At 74.9% G+C, this 16,862-nt stretch carries 12 protein-coding genes; 9 read left to right on the top strand and 3 right to left on the bottom strand.

What is annotated here, in order from left to right; translation table 11 throughout:
* The first annotated feature begins 124 nt into the window (after nucleotides 1–124).
* The 4 genes from IE98_RS0114975 (at nucleotide 125) to IE98_RS0114990 (ending at nucleotide 6,117) form a co-directional block, all read left to right on the top strand.
* Nucleotides 125–1,621: a leucyl aminopeptidase gene (locus IE98_RS0114975; RefSeq protein WP_030269079.1), complete on the top strand. Its 1,497-nt coding sequence runs from the start codon at nucleotides 125–127 to the stop codon at nucleotides 1,619–1,621.
* A 415-nt stretch (nucleotides 1,622–2,036) separates the two neighbouring features.
* Nucleotides 2,037–3,425, top strand: coding sequence for a dihydrolipoyl dehydrogenase (lpdA, locus tag IE98_RS0114980; protein ID WP_030269081.1), 1,389 nt, complete (start codon nucleotides 2,037–2,039; stop codon nucleotides 3,423–3,425).
* A gap of 62 nt (nucleotides 3,426–3,487) precedes the next feature.
* Complete coding sequence (sucB, locus tag IE98_RS0114985; protein WP_030269083.1) at nucleotides 3,488–5,281, top strand: 2-oxoglutarate dehydrogenase, E2 component, dihydrolipoamide succinyltransferase; 1,794 nt, start codon at nucleotides 3,488–3,490, stop codon at nucleotides 5,279–5,281.
* Between the two features lie 320 nt (nucleotides 5,282–5,601).
* Nucleotides 5,602–6,117 (top strand): DUF4240 domain-containing protein, encoded by a 516-nt coding sequence (locus IE98_RS0114990; protein WP_030269085.1) that lies wholly within the window; start codon nucleotides 5,602–5,604, stop codon nucleotides 6,115–6,117.
* A 66-nt stretch (nucleotides 6,118–6,183) separates the two neighbouring features.
* On the opposite strand, the gene IE98_RS0114995 is transcribed toward IE98_RS0114990, so the two are convergent.
* Together IE98_RS0114995 and IE98_RS0115000 are read right to left on the bottom strand one after the other, a co-directional pair.
* A complete protein-coding gene (locus IE98_RS0114995; protein ID WP_030269087.1) occupies nucleotides 6,184–7,164 on the bottom strand; it encodes a DUF2510 domain-containing protein in 981 nt (326 codons plus the stop codon).
* Nucleotides 7,165–7,257: 93 nt separating this feature from the next.
* Complete coding sequence (locus IE98_RS0115000) at nucleotides 7,258–7,764, bottom strand: GNAT family N-acetyltransferase (RefSeq protein WP_030269089.1); 507 nt, start codon at nucleotides 7,762–7,764, stop codon at nucleotides 7,258–7,260.
* Nucleotides 7,765–7,925: 161 nt separating this feature from the next.
* On the opposite strand from IE98_RS0115000, the gene IE98_RS0115005 reads away from it, so the two are divergent.
* Together IE98_RS0115005 and IE98_RS0115010 are read left to right on the top strand one after the other, a co-directional pair.
* Nucleotides 7,926–8,837, top strand: a complete 912-nt coding sequence (locus IE98_RS0115005) for a TIGR01777 family oxidoreductase (RefSeq protein ID WP_030269091.1) — start codon at nucleotides 7,926–7,928, stop codon at nucleotides 8,835–8,837.
* Between the two features lie 440 nt (nucleotides 8,838–9,277).
* The gene (locus tag IE98_RS0115010; RefSeq protein ID WP_043174229.1) at nucleotides 9,278–10,591 is read left to right on the top strand and encodes an NAD(P)/FAD-dependent oxidoreductase; all 1,314 of its coding nucleotides are present in this window, start codon (nucleotides 9,278–9,280) and stop codon (nucleotides 10,589–10,591) included.
* 11 nt (nucleotides 10,592–10,602) lie between these two features.
* On the opposite strand, the gene IE98_RS0115015 is transcribed toward IE98_RS0115010, so the two are convergent.
* Complete coding sequence (locus IE98_RS0115015) at nucleotides 10,603–12,168, bottom strand: regulator (RefSeq protein ID WP_420706187.1); 1,566 nt, start codon at nucleotides 12,166–12,168, stop codon at nucleotides 10,603–10,605.
* Between the two features lie 388 nt (nucleotides 12,169–12,556).
* Between IE98_RS0115015 and IE98_RS0115020 the strand changes: the two genes are divergently transcribed.
* From IE98_RS0115020 to IE98_RS0115030, 3 genes are all read left to right on the top strand, one after another.
* Nucleotides 12,557–13,330: a 3-hydroxybutyrate dehydrogenase gene (locus tag IE98_RS0115020; RefSeq protein ID WP_030269096.1), complete on the top strand. Its 774-nt coding sequence runs from the start codon at nucleotides 12,557–12,559 to the stop codon at nucleotides 13,328–13,330.
* 80 nt (nucleotides 13,331–13,410) lie between these two features.
* Nucleotides 13,411–14,754: an MFS transporter gene (locus tag IE98_RS0115025; RefSeq protein ID WP_030269098.1), complete on the top strand. Its 1,344-nt coding sequence runs from the start codon at nucleotides 13,411–13,413 to the stop codon at nucleotides 14,752–14,754.
* An 87-nt stretch (nucleotides 14,755–14,841) separates the two neighbouring features.
* Nucleotides 14,842–16,752: a helix-turn-helix domain-containing protein gene (locus IE98_RS0115030; protein WP_030269100.1), complete on the top strand. Its 1,911-nt coding sequence runs from the start codon at nucleotides 14,842–14,844 to the stop codon at nucleotides 16,750–16,752.
* The last annotated feature ends 110 nt before the right edge of the window (nucleotides 16,753–16,862 follow it).

Consider the following 16,862-nt stretch of genomic DNA (forward strand, 5'->3'; position numbering starts at 1 on the left):
TACCATGCGGGGTGCACCGTAGCCCTGCGCCCCGTTTCCCCGCGGAGTCAGCCGGGGTTATGCCGGTACGGCACACCCCGAGCCGTCGCCGGCCATGGACCGCGAAAGAACAGGACGCATCGTCGTGACAACACTGTCTGTGAGCACCTCCTCCGCCGCAAGCCTGCGCGCGGACGCCCTGGTGGTCGGCGTGGCGAAGGGCCCCAAGGGCCTGGTGCTCGCCGCCGGCGCCGAGGCCGTGGCCGAGGCGTTCGAGGGCACGCTGGCCGAGGTCCTCTCCACCCTGGGCGCCACCGGTGCCGAGGGCGAGGCGGTCAAGGTTCCGGCGGCCGCCGGGCTCAAGGCGCCGCTCGTGCTGGCGGTCGGCCTCGGTGACGCGTCCGAGGACGGCTTCGCCGCGGAGGCGCTGCGCCGGGCCGCCGGTGTCGCCGCCCGCACGCTGGCCGGCGTGAAGAAGGCCGCGCTGGTGCTGCCCGCCGAGTCCGCCGAGGAGATCGAGGCGGTCGCGCTGGGCGGCCTGCTGGGCTCGTACGCCTTCGGCGCCTACAAGGGCGAGAACGGCAAGACCCCGGTCGGCGAGCTGGTGGTGCTGGCGCCCCGCAAGGGCAGCAAGGACGCCAAGGCCGCGGTCGACCGCGCCGCCGCCCTGGGCGAGGAGATGAACCGGGCCCGCGACCTGGTCAACACCGCGCCGAACGACCTCAACCCGAAGTCCTTCGCCGCGATCGCCCAGGCGGCCGGCAAGGAGCACGGCCTCAAGGTCGAGGTGCTGGACGAGAAGGCGCTGCTCAAGGGCGGCTTCGGCGGCATCCTCGGCGTCGGCGTCGGCTCCGCCAACCCGCCCCGGCTGGTCAAGGTGGCCTACACCCACCCGAAGGCGAAGACCTCGCTGGCCTTCATCGGCAAGGGCATCACCTACGACTCGGGCGGCATCTCGCTGAAGCCGGCGGGCCACAACGAGACCATGAAGTGCGACATGTCCGGTGCCGCCGCGGTGTTCGCCGCCGTGGTCGCCGCCAAGCGCCTCGGCCTGCAGGTCAACGTGACCGCCTGGCTGGCGCTGGCCGAGAACATGCCGTCCGGCACGGCGACCCGCCCCGGCGACGTGCTGCGGATGTACGGCGGCAAGACCGTCGAGGTGCTGAACACCGACGCCGAGGGCCGCCTGGTGCTGGCCGACGCGATCGTCCGCGCCGGCGAGGAGAACCCGGACGTCATCGTGGACGTCGCCACCCTGACCGGCGCGATGGTGCTGGCCCTGGGCACCCGTACCTTCGGCGTGATGGCCAACAACGACGAGCTGCGCACCCGGCTGCACGAGACCGCGACCGCGGTGGGCGAGCAGTCCTGGCCGATGCCGCTCCCGGCGGACCTGCGCAAGGGCATGGTCGAGTCGACGATCGCCGACCTCGCCAACATGGGCGAGCGGATGGGCGGCGGCCTGGTGGCCGGCCTGTTCCTGAAGGAGTTCGTCGCCGAGGGCATCGACTGGGCGCACCTGGACATCGCCGGACCGGCGTTCAACGAGGGCGGCCCGTTCGGCTACACCCCGAAGGGCGGCACCGCGAGCGCGGTGCGCACCCTGGTGCGGTACGCGGAGGACGTGGCGGCGGGCGCCTGACGCTCCCCGATATCCGCGGAGGGGTCCGGTGCCCGGTGGGCGCCGGACCCCTCGGCGTTTTCCTATTACCAGCCGGTAATACATCGAGGGTGGCGAAGGCCACATTCCGAGACGGTGTTCGCCGCGGGCGAAACTGTGTTCCGCAGTGCGGAACCGGCCCGGGCGCGGGCCTCCGCAACCGCCCCTCTCCGGGCCACCGGCACCGCTGTGAGCTGCGGCGATACCCACCCGTACGGGGCATTCGAGCGACCCGCGGCCGCCGGACCGCGGCCGCCGGGGCAGCCCCGGACACCAGTCGCCTCGAACAAGTGCAAAGATGTATTTCCGGCACGACTGGGCGCCCCACAAAGGCTTCCCACCCCACCGGACCGCGACCGGCCCGGCGAACCGCACCCCTTTGCATGGAGGACGTGACGTGGCGAACGACGCCAGCACCGTTTTCGACGTTGTCATTCTCGGAGGCGGAAGCGGCGGTTACGCCGCGGCGCTCCGCGCCGCCCAGCTCGGCCTGAACGTCGCCCTGATCGAGAAGGGCGAGCTCGGCGGTACCTGCCTGCACCGCGGCTGCATCCCCACCAAGGCTCTGCTGCACGCGGCCGAGGTCGCCGACGAGACCCGCGAGGCCGCCGAGTTCGGCGTCCTGGCCACCTTCCAGGGCATCGACATCAAGGGCGTCCACAAGTACAAGGACGACGTGGTCTCGGGCCTCTACAAGGGCCTGCAGGGCCTCGTCGCCTCGCGCAAGGTCACCTACATCCAGGGCGAGGGCCGGCTGTCCTCGCAGACCTCGGTGGACGTCAACGGCCAGCGCGTCGAGGGCCGCCACATCGTCCTCGCCACCGGCTCGGTCCCCAAGTCGCTGCCCGGTCTGACCATCGACGGCAACCGGGTCATCTCCTCGGACCACGCCCTCAAGCTCGACTACATCCCGAAGTCGGCCGTCATCCTCGGCGGCGGCGTCATCGGCGTCGAGTTCGCGTCCGTGTGGAAGTCCTTCGGCGTCGACGTCACCATCGTCGAGGCCCTGCCGCACCTCGTCCCGCTGGAGGACGAGAACTCCTCGAAGCTGCTGGAGCGCGCCTTCCGCAAGCGCGGCATCAAGTTCGAGCTGAAGGCCCGCTTCTCGGGCGTCGAGTACACCGAGAACGGTGTCCGCGTCTCGACCGAGAACGGCAAGCAGATCGACGCCGACGTGCTCCTGGTCGCCATCGGCCGCGGCCCGGTCTCGGCCGGCCTCGGCTACGAGGAGGCCGGCGTCGCCACGGACCGCGGCTACGTCCTGGTCGACGAGTACCTGCGCACCAACGTGCCGACGATCTCGGCGGTCGGCGACCTCGTCCCGACCCTGCAGCTCGCCCACGTCGGCTTCGCCGAGGGCATGCTCGTCGCCGAGCGCCTGGCGGGCCTGAAGGTCGTCCCGATCGACTACGACGGCATCCCGCGCGTGACCTACTCCAACCCGGAGGTCGCGTCCGTCGGTCTGTCCGAGGCCAAGGCCGCCGAGCAGTACGGCAAGGACAAGATCGTCACGCTCAAGTACAACCTGGCCGGCAACGGCAAGAGCAAGATCCTGAAGACCGCCGGCGAGATCAAGCTCGTCCAGGTCAAGGACGGCGCCGTGGTGGGTGTCCACATGGTCGGCGCCCGCATGGGCGAGCAGGTCGGCGAGGCCCAGCTGATCTACAACTGGGAGGCGCTGCCCGCCGAGGTCGCGCAGCTCATCCACGCGCACCCCAGCCAGTCCGAGGCTCTGGGCGAGGCGCACCTGGCGCTGGCCGGCAAGCCGCTGCACGCGCACGACTGATCCGCGGCACCCCCTTAGTTGTCCATTCCTGTACGCAAGACTTGATAGGAGTCGCTGAAACCATGGCGGTCTCAGTAACACTGCCCGCACTGGGCGAGAGCGTGACCGAGGGCACCGTCACCCGCTGGCTGAAGGCCGAGGGTGAGCGCGTGGAGGCCGACGAGCCGCTGCTGGAGGTCTCGACCGACAAGGTCGACACCGAGATCCCGGCCCCCGCGTCCGGCATCCTCGCGTCGATCAAGGTCGGCGAGGACGAGACGGTGGAGGTCGGCGCCGAGCTGGCCGTCATCGACGACGGCTCGGGCGCCCCGGCGGCCGCTCCGGCCCCGGCCGCGGAGGCCGCCCCGGCCGCCGCCCCGGCGCCGGTCGCCGAGGCCCCCGCCGCTGCTCCGGCTCCGGTCGCGGAGGCCGCTCCGGTCGCGGAGGCCGCTCCGGCCGCCGCCGCTCCGGCCGGCGACGCCACCCCGGTGCTGCTGCCCGCGCTCGGCGAGTCCGTGACCGAGGGCACCGTCACCCGCTGGCTGAAGGCCGAGGGCGACAGCGTCGCGGTCGACGAACCGCTGCTGGAGGTCTCCACCGACAAGGTCGACACCGAGATCCCGTCGCCGGTCGCCGGCACCCTGGTGAAGATCCTGGTCGGCGAGGACGAGACCGCCGAGGTCGGCGCCCAGCTCGCGCTGATCGGTGCCGCCGGTGCCGTCGCCGCCGCCCCCGCGCCCGCCGCCGCCCCCGCCCCGGCCGCTCCGGCTCCGGCTCCGGCTCCGGCTCCGGCTCCGGTGGCTGCTCCGGCCCCCGTGGCCGCTCCGGCTCCGGTGGCCGCTCCGGCGCCGGCCCCCGTGGCCGCCGCTCCGGCTCCGGCCGCTCCGGCGCCCGCGCCGGTGGCTGCTCCGGCCCCGGTCGCCGCCGCCCCGGCCGCTCCGGCCGCGGACAACGGCGACGCCTACGTCACCCCGCTGGTGCGCAAGCTCGCCGCCGAGCACGGCGTGGCCCTGTCGGCCGTGTCCGGCAGCGGCGTCGGCGGCCGCATCCGCAAGCAGGACGTGCTGGCCGCCGCGGAGGCTGCGAAGGCCGCCCAGGCCGCGCCCGCCGCCGCTGCCCCGGCCGCCGCGCCGAAGGCCGCCGCCGCTCCGTCCGCGCTGCGCGGCCAGACGGTGAAGATGACCCGCATGCGCAAGGTCATCGGCGACAACATGCTGAAGGCGCTGCACGAGCAGGCGCAGCTCACCAGCGTGGTCGAGGTCGACGTCACCAAGATCATGTCGCTGCGCGGCAAGGCCAAGGACTCCTTCCTCGCCCGCGAGGGCGTGAAGCTGTCCCCGATGCCGTTCTTCGTCAAGGCCGCCGCCCAGGCGCTGAAGGCCCACGCGGTCATCAACGCCCGGATCAACGAGGCCGAGGGCACCATCACCTACTTCGACACCGAGAACATCGGTATCGCGGTGGACTCGGAGAAGGGTCTGATGACCCCGGTCATCAAGGGTGCGGGCGACCTCAACATCGCCGGCCTCTCGAAGAAGACCGCCGAGCTGGCCCAGAAGGTGCGCACCAACAAGATCACCCCGGACGAGCTGTCCGGTGCCACCTTCACCATCAGCAACACCGGCTCGCGCGGCGCGCTGTTCGACACCGTCATCGTGCCGCCGAACCAGGTCGCGATCCTGGGCATCGGCGCCACCGTGAAGCGCCCGGTCGTCATCGAGGCCGACGGCGGCACCGCCATCGGCATCCGCGACATGACCTACCTGTCGCTCTCCTACGACCACCGTCTGGTGGACGGCGCGGACGCCGCCCGCTACCTGGTGGCCGTGAAGGAGATCCTGGAGGCCGGCGAGTTCGAGGTCGAGCTCGGTCTGTAAGGACCGCGCCGCACCCCGCGGACGCAACGCACGGCGGACCCCCGCCCCGGTCTCCCGGGGCGGGGGTCCGCCGTTCGCCCGCTCGCTCCGGGCCCTCTCGACCCGGCGCCGACGCTCGTCGTTCCGTCGCTCCTTCGTCGTTCCCTCCCTCCTCGCTCTCGTCGCCGGCGGGCCCTTCGGCTCGGGGCGGGGGTCCGTCGTTTCGTCCGCCCTCGTCCCGGGGCGGGGGCCGTGCCCGCGCGCCCCCGGAGGGCCGCTCCGCCCCTCCCCGTCGCGCCTCGCATGCATTGGCCGGGGTGAGCGTGGATGCTGGAGCGGTGATGTACGAGACGGACTTCTGGCAGCTGATCGACGAGACCCGCGAGGCCGCGGCGGGCGACCCGGACGACCAGGCCGACGCGCTGGTGGACCGGCTGGCGCAGCTCACCCCGGACGACGTCGTCGACTTCGCCCGGCTGTTCGAGGCCCGGTTCCAGCGGGCCTTCACCACCGAGCTGTGGGCCGCCGCGCACCTGATGCTGGGCGGCGCGTCCGCGGACGACTTCGACTTCTTCCGCTGCTGGCTGATCGGCCAGGGCCGCGAGGTGTACGAGCACGCGGTGCACGTGCCGGACGAGCTGGCCGCGCTGGTGCCCGACTTCGACGAGGAGGAGGACGGCGAGGCAGAGGACCTCGGCTACGCCGCCGACGAGGCGCACGAGCAGCTGACCGGTCTGCCGCTGCCCGACCTCGGTCTCCCGCCTCAGGACGACCCGGAGGGCGCACCGTTCGACTTCGAGGACGACGGCATCATGGCCAAGCGCTTCCCGCGGCTGTGGGAGCGCTTCGGGCGGTGAGGCGGGCGCCGGCGGGCGCCCAGGCGGCGGTCCCGGCCGGCGCTGCGGCGCCGGCCGGGACGCGGGTCAGGCGCCGCTGCCCGGGGTGGTGGGGCGGATGCCGGCGACGATCGCGTCGACGGTGCCGAAGGAGGGTGCCTGCGGGTCGTCGTCCACACCGCCGTGCAGCAGCACGAAGCCGCTGCCGCGGCTGTCGGGCACGGCCACCATCAGCACGTAGCCGGCGGCGCCCTGCTCGGGCGTGACGTGCCAGCGCACCGCGTAGCCGATCGAACCCGCGACCGCCACGGGCCCGGAGGCCAGCTCGTCGTGGTCGGTGAGGTCACCGAAGACCCGCGGGGCGTACAGGGCCATCTGCGCCTTCGCGACCGTGGCCGCGTCCGTGCCGGGTACCGACAGCGTCTCGATGGAGAACTGACCGCGGATGCACTGCGACTCCATGCCGCAGTCGTACGGGCCGGTGACCTCGTAGACGGAGCTGCTGCCGCTGCTGGCGTGCACCGTCCAGCCGGTGGGCCGCGGCACGCGCCAGCCGTGCAGCACGTCGGTCATGGTGCTGCCGGCCAGCGGCGGCGTGCTGGTGCGCGGGCTGGGGCTGGTCCGCGGCAGGCTCGGGCTGGTCCGCGGGGAGGCGGAGAAGCTCACCGGCGGCGGCGCCGTCACGACCGGCTTGTCGTCGTCGCTGTTGGAGACCACCAGCACCACGGCGGCCACCGCCGCGAGGGCCAGCACACCGGCGGCGATGCCGATGATCAGGCCGTTGCGGTTCTTCGGGCCGGCCGCCGTCGACGGGTAGGCGTAGGGCGGGCCGGCCTGCGGGTAGCCGTACTGCCCCGGCTGCTGCTGCGGGTAGCCGTACCCGGGCTGCGGGACGGCCTGGCCGGCCCAGGCCTGGGTGGGGGCGTCGGCGATCTGCGGGGCCGCTGCGGACTGGGCGCCCCGGACCTCGGCGGTCCAGGCGTTGCCGTCCCACCAGCGTTCCTGCGCGGTGCCGCCCGGCCCGGGCTCCGGGGTCGGGTACCAGCCGGGAGGAATCGATGTGCTCACGGCCGTACGGTACCGGTCCCGGGGTACGGCCGGGCAGGGGCGGCAAGGTCACGACTTGGACCGGCCGGGCCGCCGCAGCCCCCTGGTGGGCCGTCAGCCGACGAGCGGGCGGCCCATCCAGACGTCGTCCACGTAGGCGCCGTCCAGCAGGAACTCCTCGCGCAGCACGCCCTCCACCGTGAAGCCGCAGCGCTCGTACAGGTGTCGGGCGGGGGTGTTGTGGCCGAGCACCCGCAGGGTCATCCGGCGGGCCCCGGCCGCGGCGGCGGCCGCACAGGCGGCCTCGACGAGGGCCCGGCCGACGCCGTGGCCGCGGACGCCGTGGTCGACGGCGAGACCCTGGATCTGGCGGACGTGGCGGTTGCTGGCGAGCGGGGTCGGCGCGGTCTGGCGCACGTATCCGACGACCCGGCCGCCGAGTTCGGCGACCAGGTAGCCGTCGGGGGCGTGCCGCGCGTCGAAGAAGGCGGTGCCCTCGGCACGGCGGGGGGCCACCTCGCTGAGGACGGACCAGACGGCGCGGTCGAGCGCGGCGAGTTCGGCGTCGTCCTCGGCACGGGCGGTACGGATCGTCAGCTCGTCGTGCGGCATGGGGGTCATGGTAGGAGGTGGGGCCCGGGGCTACGGGGGCGGGTGGGGGCGGGTGGGGGCGGGGTGCCCGGTGGGGACGGCGGTGCGGCACTGTGCCCTCCCGGGTTGTGGGAGGCGGCGCGCGCCGGGTGCTGGGCGTGGTGTGGGTGCGGAGCTGGGAGGATGGGGGCATGCGCATCGCGGTGACGGGGTCCACGGGTCTGATCGGTTCTGCTCTTGTCCGCTCGCTGCTCGCGGACGGGCACGAGGTGGTGCGGCTGGTGCGACAGCGCAGCCGGGTGGGGCGGCAGCCGGACGGGACGGTCGGGATCGGCTGGAACCCCCGTCTGCTGCAGGTGGACGCGGCCGGGCTGGAGGGCACCGACGCGGTGGTCCACCTGGCCGGCGCCGGGGTCGCCGACCGGCGGTGGTCGCAGGCGTACCGGCAGGAGATCCGGGACAGCCGGGTACTCGGCACGGAGACCGTGGCGGGTGCGCTGGCGGAGCTCCAGCGGCCGCCGAAGGTCCTGGTGAGCGCGTCCGCGGTCGGCTTCTACGGCCAGACCGGGGACCGGGTCATCGACGAGGAGTCACCCGCCGGGGACGACTTCCTGGCCCGGGTGTGCGTCGAGTGGGAGGCCGCCGCCCGGCCGGCGGAGGACGCCGGGATCCGGGTGGTGCACCCGCGCACCGGGCTGGTGCTGTCCGCGCGCGGCGGTGCGCTGGGGCGGATGCTGCCGCTGTTCCGGCTCGGGCTGGGCGGGCGGCTGGGTTCGGGCGGGCAGTACTGGAGCGTGCTGTCGCTGGCCGACGAGGTGGCGGCGATGCGGTTCCTGATCGACCGTGCGGACCTGTCCGGTCCGGTCGACCTGACCGGTCCGCGCCCGGTGACCAATGCGGAGCTGACGGAGGTCCTCGGGCGGGTGCTGGGGCGGCCGACGGTCATGGCGGTGCCGGAGATCGCGCTGAGGACGGTGCTCGGGGACATGGCCGTCGAGGTGGTGGGCAGCCACCGGGTGCTGCCGGAGCGGCTGTTGGCGGCCGGCTTCCGGTTCCGGCACCCCGACGCGGAGTCGATGGTGCGGGCGGCCCTGCTGGACTGAAGGATCCGGGCGGGAGACGCGCGGGAGACGCGCGGGATCCGCGCGCGAAACGGGCGGGAGACGGGCAGGACTGAGAGGGTCCGGTTCCGGGTAAGCGCCCCCGTACGTGGGGCGGGCCCGGTCCGCCCACCGGGCGCACAGGGGCGCACGGTTGCAGACGGAGGGCGCGCCGTCGCGCCCTCCGTGACCGTGTGCGCCCGGCGCCGCCGGATCGCCGCTGGTCCGGCGCACGCCCGGTGACCGGTCCCCTCCGCAGTGCCACCACGACCCGGTGGTCGGGGCCGATTCCACCGGCCGCGCCGGTCTGATCAGCACATTGACGGGGCATCACGTTTGACGGACCGTACCCGGCACCCCGCTGCCCGCCTCGGCCGGAGCTCCCCGGGGCCCGGCCGCCGCCGCGCGGGCCCGGAGGCCGCCGTCAGGGAGGGAGCACACCCGTGCCCGCATACGACTTCATCCGCCGTTCCCGCCAGCCGTCCGACCCGGACGTGGTCGTGGTCGGTGCCGGCCTCGCGGGCCTGGCCGCCGCCCGCGCGCTGACCGAACAGGGCCTCGACGTCCAGGTCCTGGAGGCCGCCCGGCGCATCGGCGGCCGGATGGCCTCGGACGAGCTGGACGGATTCCGGCTCGACCACGGCATCCACCTGCTCAACACCGACCACCCGGAGCCGGCCCGCCGGCTCGACCCGGACCGGCTGGACCTGCGTCCGCTGGCGCCGGGCGTGCTGGTGCACAGTGCGGGCCGCCGCTACCGGGCGGGCGTCCCCCAGCAGGCCGCCGGCCGGGGCGCGCTCGGCGGGGCGCTCGGCAGTCCGCTGGAGCGGGCCCGGCTCGCCGCCGCGCTGAACCGGCTCGCCGCCACGCCCGTCCCCCGGCTGCTCGCGCGGCCGGAGACCACCGCGGCCCGCGCGCTGGCCGACCGCGGGCTCGGCGGACGGACCGTCGAGGGCTTCCTGCGCCCGCTGCTGGGCGCACTGCTGGCCGACCGCTCGCTGACCACCAGCAGCCGGGTGGCCGACCTGGTGCTGCGCTCGTACGCCCGGGGCCGGCTCTGCCTGCCCGCCGGCGGAACGGCCTCGGTGCCGGCGCAGTTGGCCGAGGGCCTGCCGGCCGGCACCGTGCGGACCGGGGTGGCGGTCACCGCGGTGTCCGCGGACGGCGTGGAGACCGCCCGGCACGGCCGGGTGGCCGCGCAGGCCGTGGTGCTGGCCTGCGACGCCCGGTCGGCGGCCGCGCTGCTGCCGGGGCTGCGGCTGCCGGACTTCCACCCGGTGACCACGTACTTCCACGCGGCGGACCGCTCGCCGCTGGGCGAGCCGTCGCTGCTGCTGGACGCCGACCGGTCCGGGGTGGCGCACACGCTGGTGCTCAGCGACGTGCACCCCTCGTACGCGCCGGCCGGGCGGGCACTGGTGGCCACCACCGTGCTGGGACGGCGGGGCTACGACATCGGCGGCCCGGCCGGGTTCGAGCCGGTGGTGCGCCGGCGGCTGGCCGAGCTGTACGGCACGTCCACCACCCGGTGGGAGTTCCTGAGCGTCCGCCACGCCCCGGACGCCGTACCGGCGATGCCCGCCCCGCACCACTTCCGCCGGTCGGTGCGGGTCCTGGCCGGGCTGTACGTCTGCGGCGACCACCGGGACACCAGCAGCGTCCAGGGCGCCCTGGTGTCCGGGCGCCGGGCCGCGCAGGCGGTGCTGCGCGACCTCGGGCTGGAGCCGACGGTGCGGGCCTCCGACGTGGCGGCCTGACCGGACGGCGCTCAGATCACCCCGGCCTGGCGGGCGGCCTCCTCGAAGGCCCGCACGGTCGGGGTGGCCCGGTAGGGGGCGAGGCGGCGGTGGAAGTCCCGCAGGTACTCCACCGTGCGGGCGGAGCGCATCTCGCCGGCGGCCCGCAGCGACTCGCCCGCCATCGTGCAGGACTCCTCGACCTCGCCCATGCCGAGCCGCGAGGTGGCCAGCACCAGGCGGCAGAGGATCCGGCTGCGGGCGTAGGCGGGGGCGCGCAGCCGCAGCGACTTCTCGGCGTGCTGGGCGGCGGGCCGCCACTGCTGCAGGTCGCGGTAGCAGTGCGCGAACTCGTCGGCCAGCTGGGCCTCGTCGAAGTAGCGTGCCCAGGACGGTGCCTCGTCGCCCGGCCGGGCGGTGGCCAACGCCCGCTCGCAGCGGACCATCGCCGCCGTGCAGGAGCGGACGTCGCCGAGCAGGGCGTGGCCGCGGGCCTCGGCCGCGTGCATCAGCGCCTGGACGACCGGGGCCGCCGTGGTGCCGACGCCCTGCTGGGCGACCCGGGCGAGCTGGATCGCCTCCCGGCCGTGGCCGAGGTGGACGGCCTGCTGGCTCATGGTGGTGAGCACGAAGCCGCCGAGCACGCGGTCCCCCGCGGCCTGGGAGAGCCGCAGCGACTGGACGAAGTACCGCTGGGCGAGGCCGTGCGCCGCGATGTCGAAGGACGTCCAGCCGGCCAGCCGGGTGAGGTCGGCGACGGCGCCGAACAGCGCCCGGCCGATCTGCTCGCCGTAGCGGCCGCGCAGCATCGGCTCGGCCTCGCTCTCCAGGTAGCGGACCAGGGCCTGCCGGGCGTGGCCGCCGCCGTAGGCGTGGTCGAGCGCCCGGAAGAGGTCGCCGACCGCGCGGATGGCGGCGATGTCGCCACGGCCGACCCGGACGGCCGGGCGGGAGTCCCGGCCGGGGGCGTTCTGCTCGGCGGCGTCGGTGCCGGGCAGCGGCCGGCGGGCCTGCTGCGGGACGCGCCCGGGGACGGGCCGCGCCGGACCGCGGACGGCCCCGGCGGCGGTGGGCCGGGTGCCGGCCAGCTCCTCCGGGGGCAGCGTGGTGGCGTCCCGGGCGACCCGCTCGTCGGTGCGGCCGATCAGCCAGTCGCGACTGGGCACGACGAGGCCGGCCGGGGTGAAGGCGATCTTGCGGAGTTCGGCGTACGGGCCGTTGTCCTTGCGCCACATGGAGGCGACGATGTCGACGGCCTCCTGCGGGGTCTCGGCGAACTCCAGCCCGGCGTAGACCGGGGCGCAGGCGTCGAGGCCGACGTCCTGGGCGGTGAGGCGGCGGCCGAGCCGCCGGGTGAAGACCTCGGCGATCAGCGCCGGGGTGGCGCCGCGGGGCTGCTGGCCGCGCAGCCAGCGGGTCACCGAGGTCTTGTCGTAGCGCAGGTCGAGGCCGTGCTCCAGGCCGAGCTGGTCGACCCGGCGGGCCAGACCGGCGTGCGAGAAGCCGGACTCCTCGATGAGCGCGGCGAGTTGCGGGTTCTGGGTGCGGTGGTTCCCGGTGGCGGTCTCCACCGGGCGGTCGTCGTCTTCGTCGGACACCTGCGGAGGGGCCCCGGCCTGCACTTCGTGCGGGTCGAGCGCATCGAGCGGTCCGAACGCCGGGCTGTCGGTCACAGGCCGTTGGGGCATATCAGTCAACACCTCTCGAGCGCCGCTCCGGTCCCCCCGGTTTTCGGGCGACGCCCCCTGTCGGGAATCGGCGTGACAGTAGCGAGCATTCGGGCGCTATGGGTCGATTCGGGCGTGCAATCCTCCGAACGGGTGATGCAAGGGCGCCCGTTACGGGGAAGCGGGCGCACAGGGGGTTTGGCTTGCACCACCGGTGCGCCCTGCGGCCTGCCATGGCGTCCGAGCACATCCGCCGACGCAGACCTGTGTCGCCCGCACACATGGGAGCGGGCGCGCAGGATTCCTACCGTTCTCGGCCATGGACACCACTTCAGCCCCCGCCCCGCCGCCGGCCCTGCAGGGCCGGACGGCACTGGTCACCGGAGCCGCCTCCGGGATCGGCCGGGCCTGCGCCGAGGCCTTCGCCGCGGCCGGCGCACGGGTGTACGTCGTCGACGTCGCCGCCGCCCCGGCCGAGGAGCTCGCCGGGCGGATCGGCGGGGTCGCCGTCGTCGCCGACCTCTCCGACCCGCAGGCGGTGGACGCCCTGCCCGACGACGCGGACATCGTCGTCAACAACGCCGGCCTGCAGCACGTCGCCCCGCTGCACGAGTTCCCGACCGAGCGGTTCGCGCTGATCCAGCGGGTCATGGTGGAGGCCCCGTTCCGGATCATCCGCCGCACCCTGCCGCACATGTACGGGAACGCGTGGGGACGGATCGTCAACATCTCCTCGGTGCACGGGCTGCGCGCCAGCGCCTTCAAGTCGGCGTACGTGACCGCCAAGCACGGGCTGGAGGGGCTGAGCAAGACCGCCGCCCTGGAGGGCGCCCCGCACGGCGTCACCAGCAACTGCATCAACCCGGGTTACGTGCGCACCGCCCTGGTGGAGCGGCAGGTCGCCGCCCAGGCCCTGGCGCACGGCATCCGCGAGGACGAGGTGGTGGAGCAGATCATGCTCGACCGCACCGCCGTCAAACGGCTGATCGAACCCGACGAGGTCGCGCAGCTCGCGCTCTGGCTCTGCTCGCCGTCCGCCTCGTACATCACCGGCGCCAGCCTGCCCGTGGACGGCGGCTGGACGGCCCACTGACGCGGCCCTCCCGGCCTCCGTCCCCGCGGGCCCCGCCCGTACCCTCCCGCACAGCCCCTCCCCCGAGAACAGGTGACCCCATGGCCCACTCTCCCGACGTCGCGAGACCAGGCTCCCCGCTCTGGAAGGTGGTCGGCGCCAGCCTCATCGGCACCACCGTCGAGTGGTACGACTACTTCCTCTACGGCACCGCCGCCGCCCTCGTCTTCGGCAAGGTGTTCTTCCCCGACAGCGACCCGCTGACCGGCACGCTGCTCTCCTTCCTCACCTACGCCATCGGCTTCGCCGCCCGCCCGCTGGGCGCCCTGGTGTTCGGGCACTTCGGCGACCGGATCGGCCGCAAGCGGCTGCTGGTGCTGAGCCTGCTGCTGATGGGCGGCGCGACCACGCTGATCGGCTGCCTGCCGACGTACCGCCAGATCGGCGTCGCCGCGCCGGTGCTGCTCACCGCGCTGCGGCTGGTGCAGGGCTTCGCGCTGGGCGGCGAGTGGGGCGGCGCGGTGCTGCTGGTCTCCGAGCACGGCGACCGGGCGCGGCGCGGCTTCTGGGCGTCCTGGCCGCAGGGCGGCGCCCCGGCCGGCAACCTGCTGGCGGCCGGCGTGCTGTCGCTGATGACGGCGACCCTGTCGGACGAGGCCTTCCTCTCCTGGGGCTGGCGGGTGCCGTTCCTGCTCTCCGCGGTGCTGGTCGCGGTCGGCCTGTGGATCCGGCTCGCGGTGGACGAGTCGCCGCTGTTCCAGCAGGCGCTCCGGGCCGCGAAGGAGCGGACGTCGGTGGAACAGCCGCCGCTGGTCGCGGTGCTGCGCAACCACTGGCGGGACGTGCTGGTCGCCATGGGCGCCCGGATGGCCGAGAACATCTCGTACTACGTGATGACCACCTTCGTGCTGGCGTACGCGGTCGGGCACGTCCACCTGCCGAAGCAGACCGCGCTGAACGCGGTGCTGATCGCCTCCGCCGTCCAGTTCGCGCTGATCCCGCTGTTCGGCGCGCTCTCCGACCGGGTCGGCCGCAAGCCGGTGTACCTGGTCGGCGCGGTCGGCGTGGGCGTCTGGGCCTTCGTCTTCTTCGGCATGGTCGACACGAAGTCCTTCGGCGCGCTGGTCGCGGCGATCACGATCGGCCTGGTCTTCCACAGCGCGATGTACGCCCCGCAGGCGGCGTTCTTCTCCGAGCTGTTCGCCACCCGGATGCGGTACTCCGGCGCCTCCATCGGCGCCCAGTTCTCCTCGGTGGCGGCCGGTGCCCCGGCCCCGCTGATCGCCACCGCGCTGCTCAAGGACTACGGCAGCTCGACCCCGATCGCGGTGTACGTGGCGATCGCGGCCGCGATCACCGTCCTCGCGGTGCTCTGCTCCCGGGAGACCCGTGGCGAGGACCTCGCCGACACCGAGCCGGCCCGCGAGGGCGTCCCGGTCGGCTGACCCGCCCGGCGCGGCCCGGGGCGGCTCCCCCGCCCCGGGCCGCGCCGCTCCCGGACCGCACGGATGAATGGCACGATGGCCCGCACCATGAACGAGCCCACCGAGAGCGCCGCCCCCGCCCTGCGCCGGCTGATCGACCTGCTCGCCTCCGGCGCGGCCACCGAGGACTTCACCGAGGTGCTCTCCGAGGCGCGCCGGCAGGGCGCGCCCGCCGCGGTGCTCGCCGAGATCGACGCCGCAGCCTGGCAGGCGCTGCGGGTGCACCGGACGCTGCGCCAGCACCGGCGCCGCGAGGCGGAACTGACGGCGCTCTTCGACACCGCCGGCGACCTCGCCGCCTCCCGCGACCTGGACGCCGTACTGCAGGCCATCGTCCGCCGGGCCCGGATGCTGCTGGGCACCCACACCGCGTACCTCACCCTCCCCGACGAGGCGGCCGGGGACACCTACATGCGGGTCACCGACGGCTCGGTCTCGCAGCTCTTCCAGACCCTGCGGCTCAGCCTCGGCGACGGCCTCGGCGGCCTGGTCGCCCAGACCGCCCGGCCGTACGCCACCCCCGACTACCGCACCGACGAGCGGTTCCACCACACCGGCACCATCGACGCCGGTGTGCTGGACGAGGGCCTGGTCGCGATCATCGGCGTACCGCTGCTGCTCGGCGGGCGGGTGATCGGCGTGCTGTTCGCCGCCGACCGCTCCCCCCGGGCGTTCTCCCCGGACGAGGTCGCCCTGCTGTGCACCCTCGCCGCGCACGCCGCCGTCGCCCTGGACACCGCGAAGGCGCTCGCCGACACCCGGGCCGCGCTCACCGACCTCGCCGCCGCCAACCACGTGATCCAGGCGCACGCCGCCGCCGTCCAGCGCGCCGAGCAGGCCCACGACCGGCTCACCGACCTGGTGCTGCGCGGTGCCGAGGCCGCCGACGTCGCCGCCGAGGTCGCCACCCTGCTCGGCGGCGGCGTCACCGTCCACGACACCGAGGGGCACCCGCTCACCGGCCGCCCCGGCCCGGACGGCGCCGCCGGTCCGTCCCGCCACCTCGCCGAGGCCTTCGCCGCCTCCCGCACCGAGGGCCGCGCGGTGCGCCGCGGCGAGGACTGGGTCTGCGCCGCCCTGGCCGGCCACGACCTGCTCGGCGGCCTGGTGCTGCGCGGCCGCGCCGACCTCGACGACGCCGACCGGCGGATCTTCGAACGGGCGAGCGTGGTCACCGCGCTGCTCCTGCTGCTGCGGCGCTCCGTCGCCGAGACGGAGAACCGCGTCCGCGGCGAACTCCTCGCCGACCTGCTCACCGCACCCGACCGCGACCCCGCCGGCCTCACCGCCCGCGGCCGCCGGCTCGGCGTCGACCTCGGCCGCCGCCACCTCGTGCTCGTCGCCGAGGCCGACCCCGCCGACCGCTCCCGGCTCGTCGGGGCCGCCGCCCGCCACCTCTTCGGCACCCGCGGCATCAGCGCCGAACACGGCGAGGCCGTGGTGCTGCTGCTGCCCGACGACGGCACCCCGCCCGACCGGGCCGCCTCGGACGCCGCCGAACGCCTCGCCCGGCTGGCCGGCTGCCCGGTGACCGTCGGCGCGGGCGGGCCCGCCGCCGGTCCGGCCGCGCTCGCGGCGGCGCACGGCGAGGGCGTGCGGTGCGTGCGGGCCCTGCGGGTGCTCGGGCGCGAGGGCTGCGGGGCCTCCGCCGCGGGGCTCGGCTTCCTCGGCGTCCTGCTCGGCGACGGCCACGACGTCGCGGGGTTCGTCGGGGCCGCACTCGGCCCGCTGGTGGCGTACGACGCCCGGCGCGGGACGGAGCTGGTCCGCACCCTGCGGGCCTACTTCGACTGCGGCGGCAGCCTCACCCGGGCCAAGGACGAACTGCACGTCCACGTGAACACCGTCGTCCAGCGGCTGGACCGGATCGAGGTGCTGCTCGGCCGCGACTGGAACTCCCCCGAGCGCGCCCTGGAACTGCAGCTCGCCCTGCGGCTCCAGCTCCTGGCCGGGGCCTGACGGGGGCGGCGGCCCCGGGGGTCTCGGGGGCCGACCGGCTCCTCCGGGGGCAGGCGTACAGTGACCGGGTTGGTCTCGAACGCCTGGCAAGGAGCAGCGGTGAGCGAGGA

Origin of the sequence: Streptomyces sp. NRRL B-24484, assembly GCF_000717715.1 — a bacterium.
Lineage (GTDB): Bacteria > Actinomycetota > Actinomycetes > Streptomycetales > Streptomycetaceae > Kitasatospora.

Coding starts and splice junctions, on each gene's coding strand:
- IE98_RS0115005 (WP_030269091.1), top strand. CDS start 7,926: ATGCGCATCGCGGTGACGGGGTCCACGGGTCTGATCGGTTCTGCTCTT.
- sucB (WP_030269083.1), top strand. CDS start 3,488: ATGGCGGTCTCAGTAACACTGCCCGCACTGGGCGAGAGCGTGACCGAG.
- IE98_RS0115025 (WP_030269098.1), top strand. CDS start 13,411: ATGGCCCACTCTCCCGACGTCGCGAGACCAGGCTCCCCGCTCTGGAAG.
- IE98_RS0115000 (WP_030269089.1), bottom strand. CDS start 7,764: ATGACCCCCATGCCGCACGACGAGCTGACGATCCGTACCGCCCGTGCC.
- IE98_RS0114990 (WP_030269085.1), top strand. CDS start 5,602: ATGTACGAGACGGACTTCTGGCAGCTGATCGACGAGACCCGCGAGGCC.
- IE98_RS0115020 (WP_030269096.1), top strand. CDS start 12,557: ATGGACACCACTTCAGCCCCCGCCCCGCCGCCGGCCCTGCAGGGCCGG.
- IE98_RS0115030 (WP_030269100.1), top strand. CDS start 14,842: ATGAACGAGCCCACCGAGAGCGCCGCCCCCGCCCTGCGCCGGCTGATC.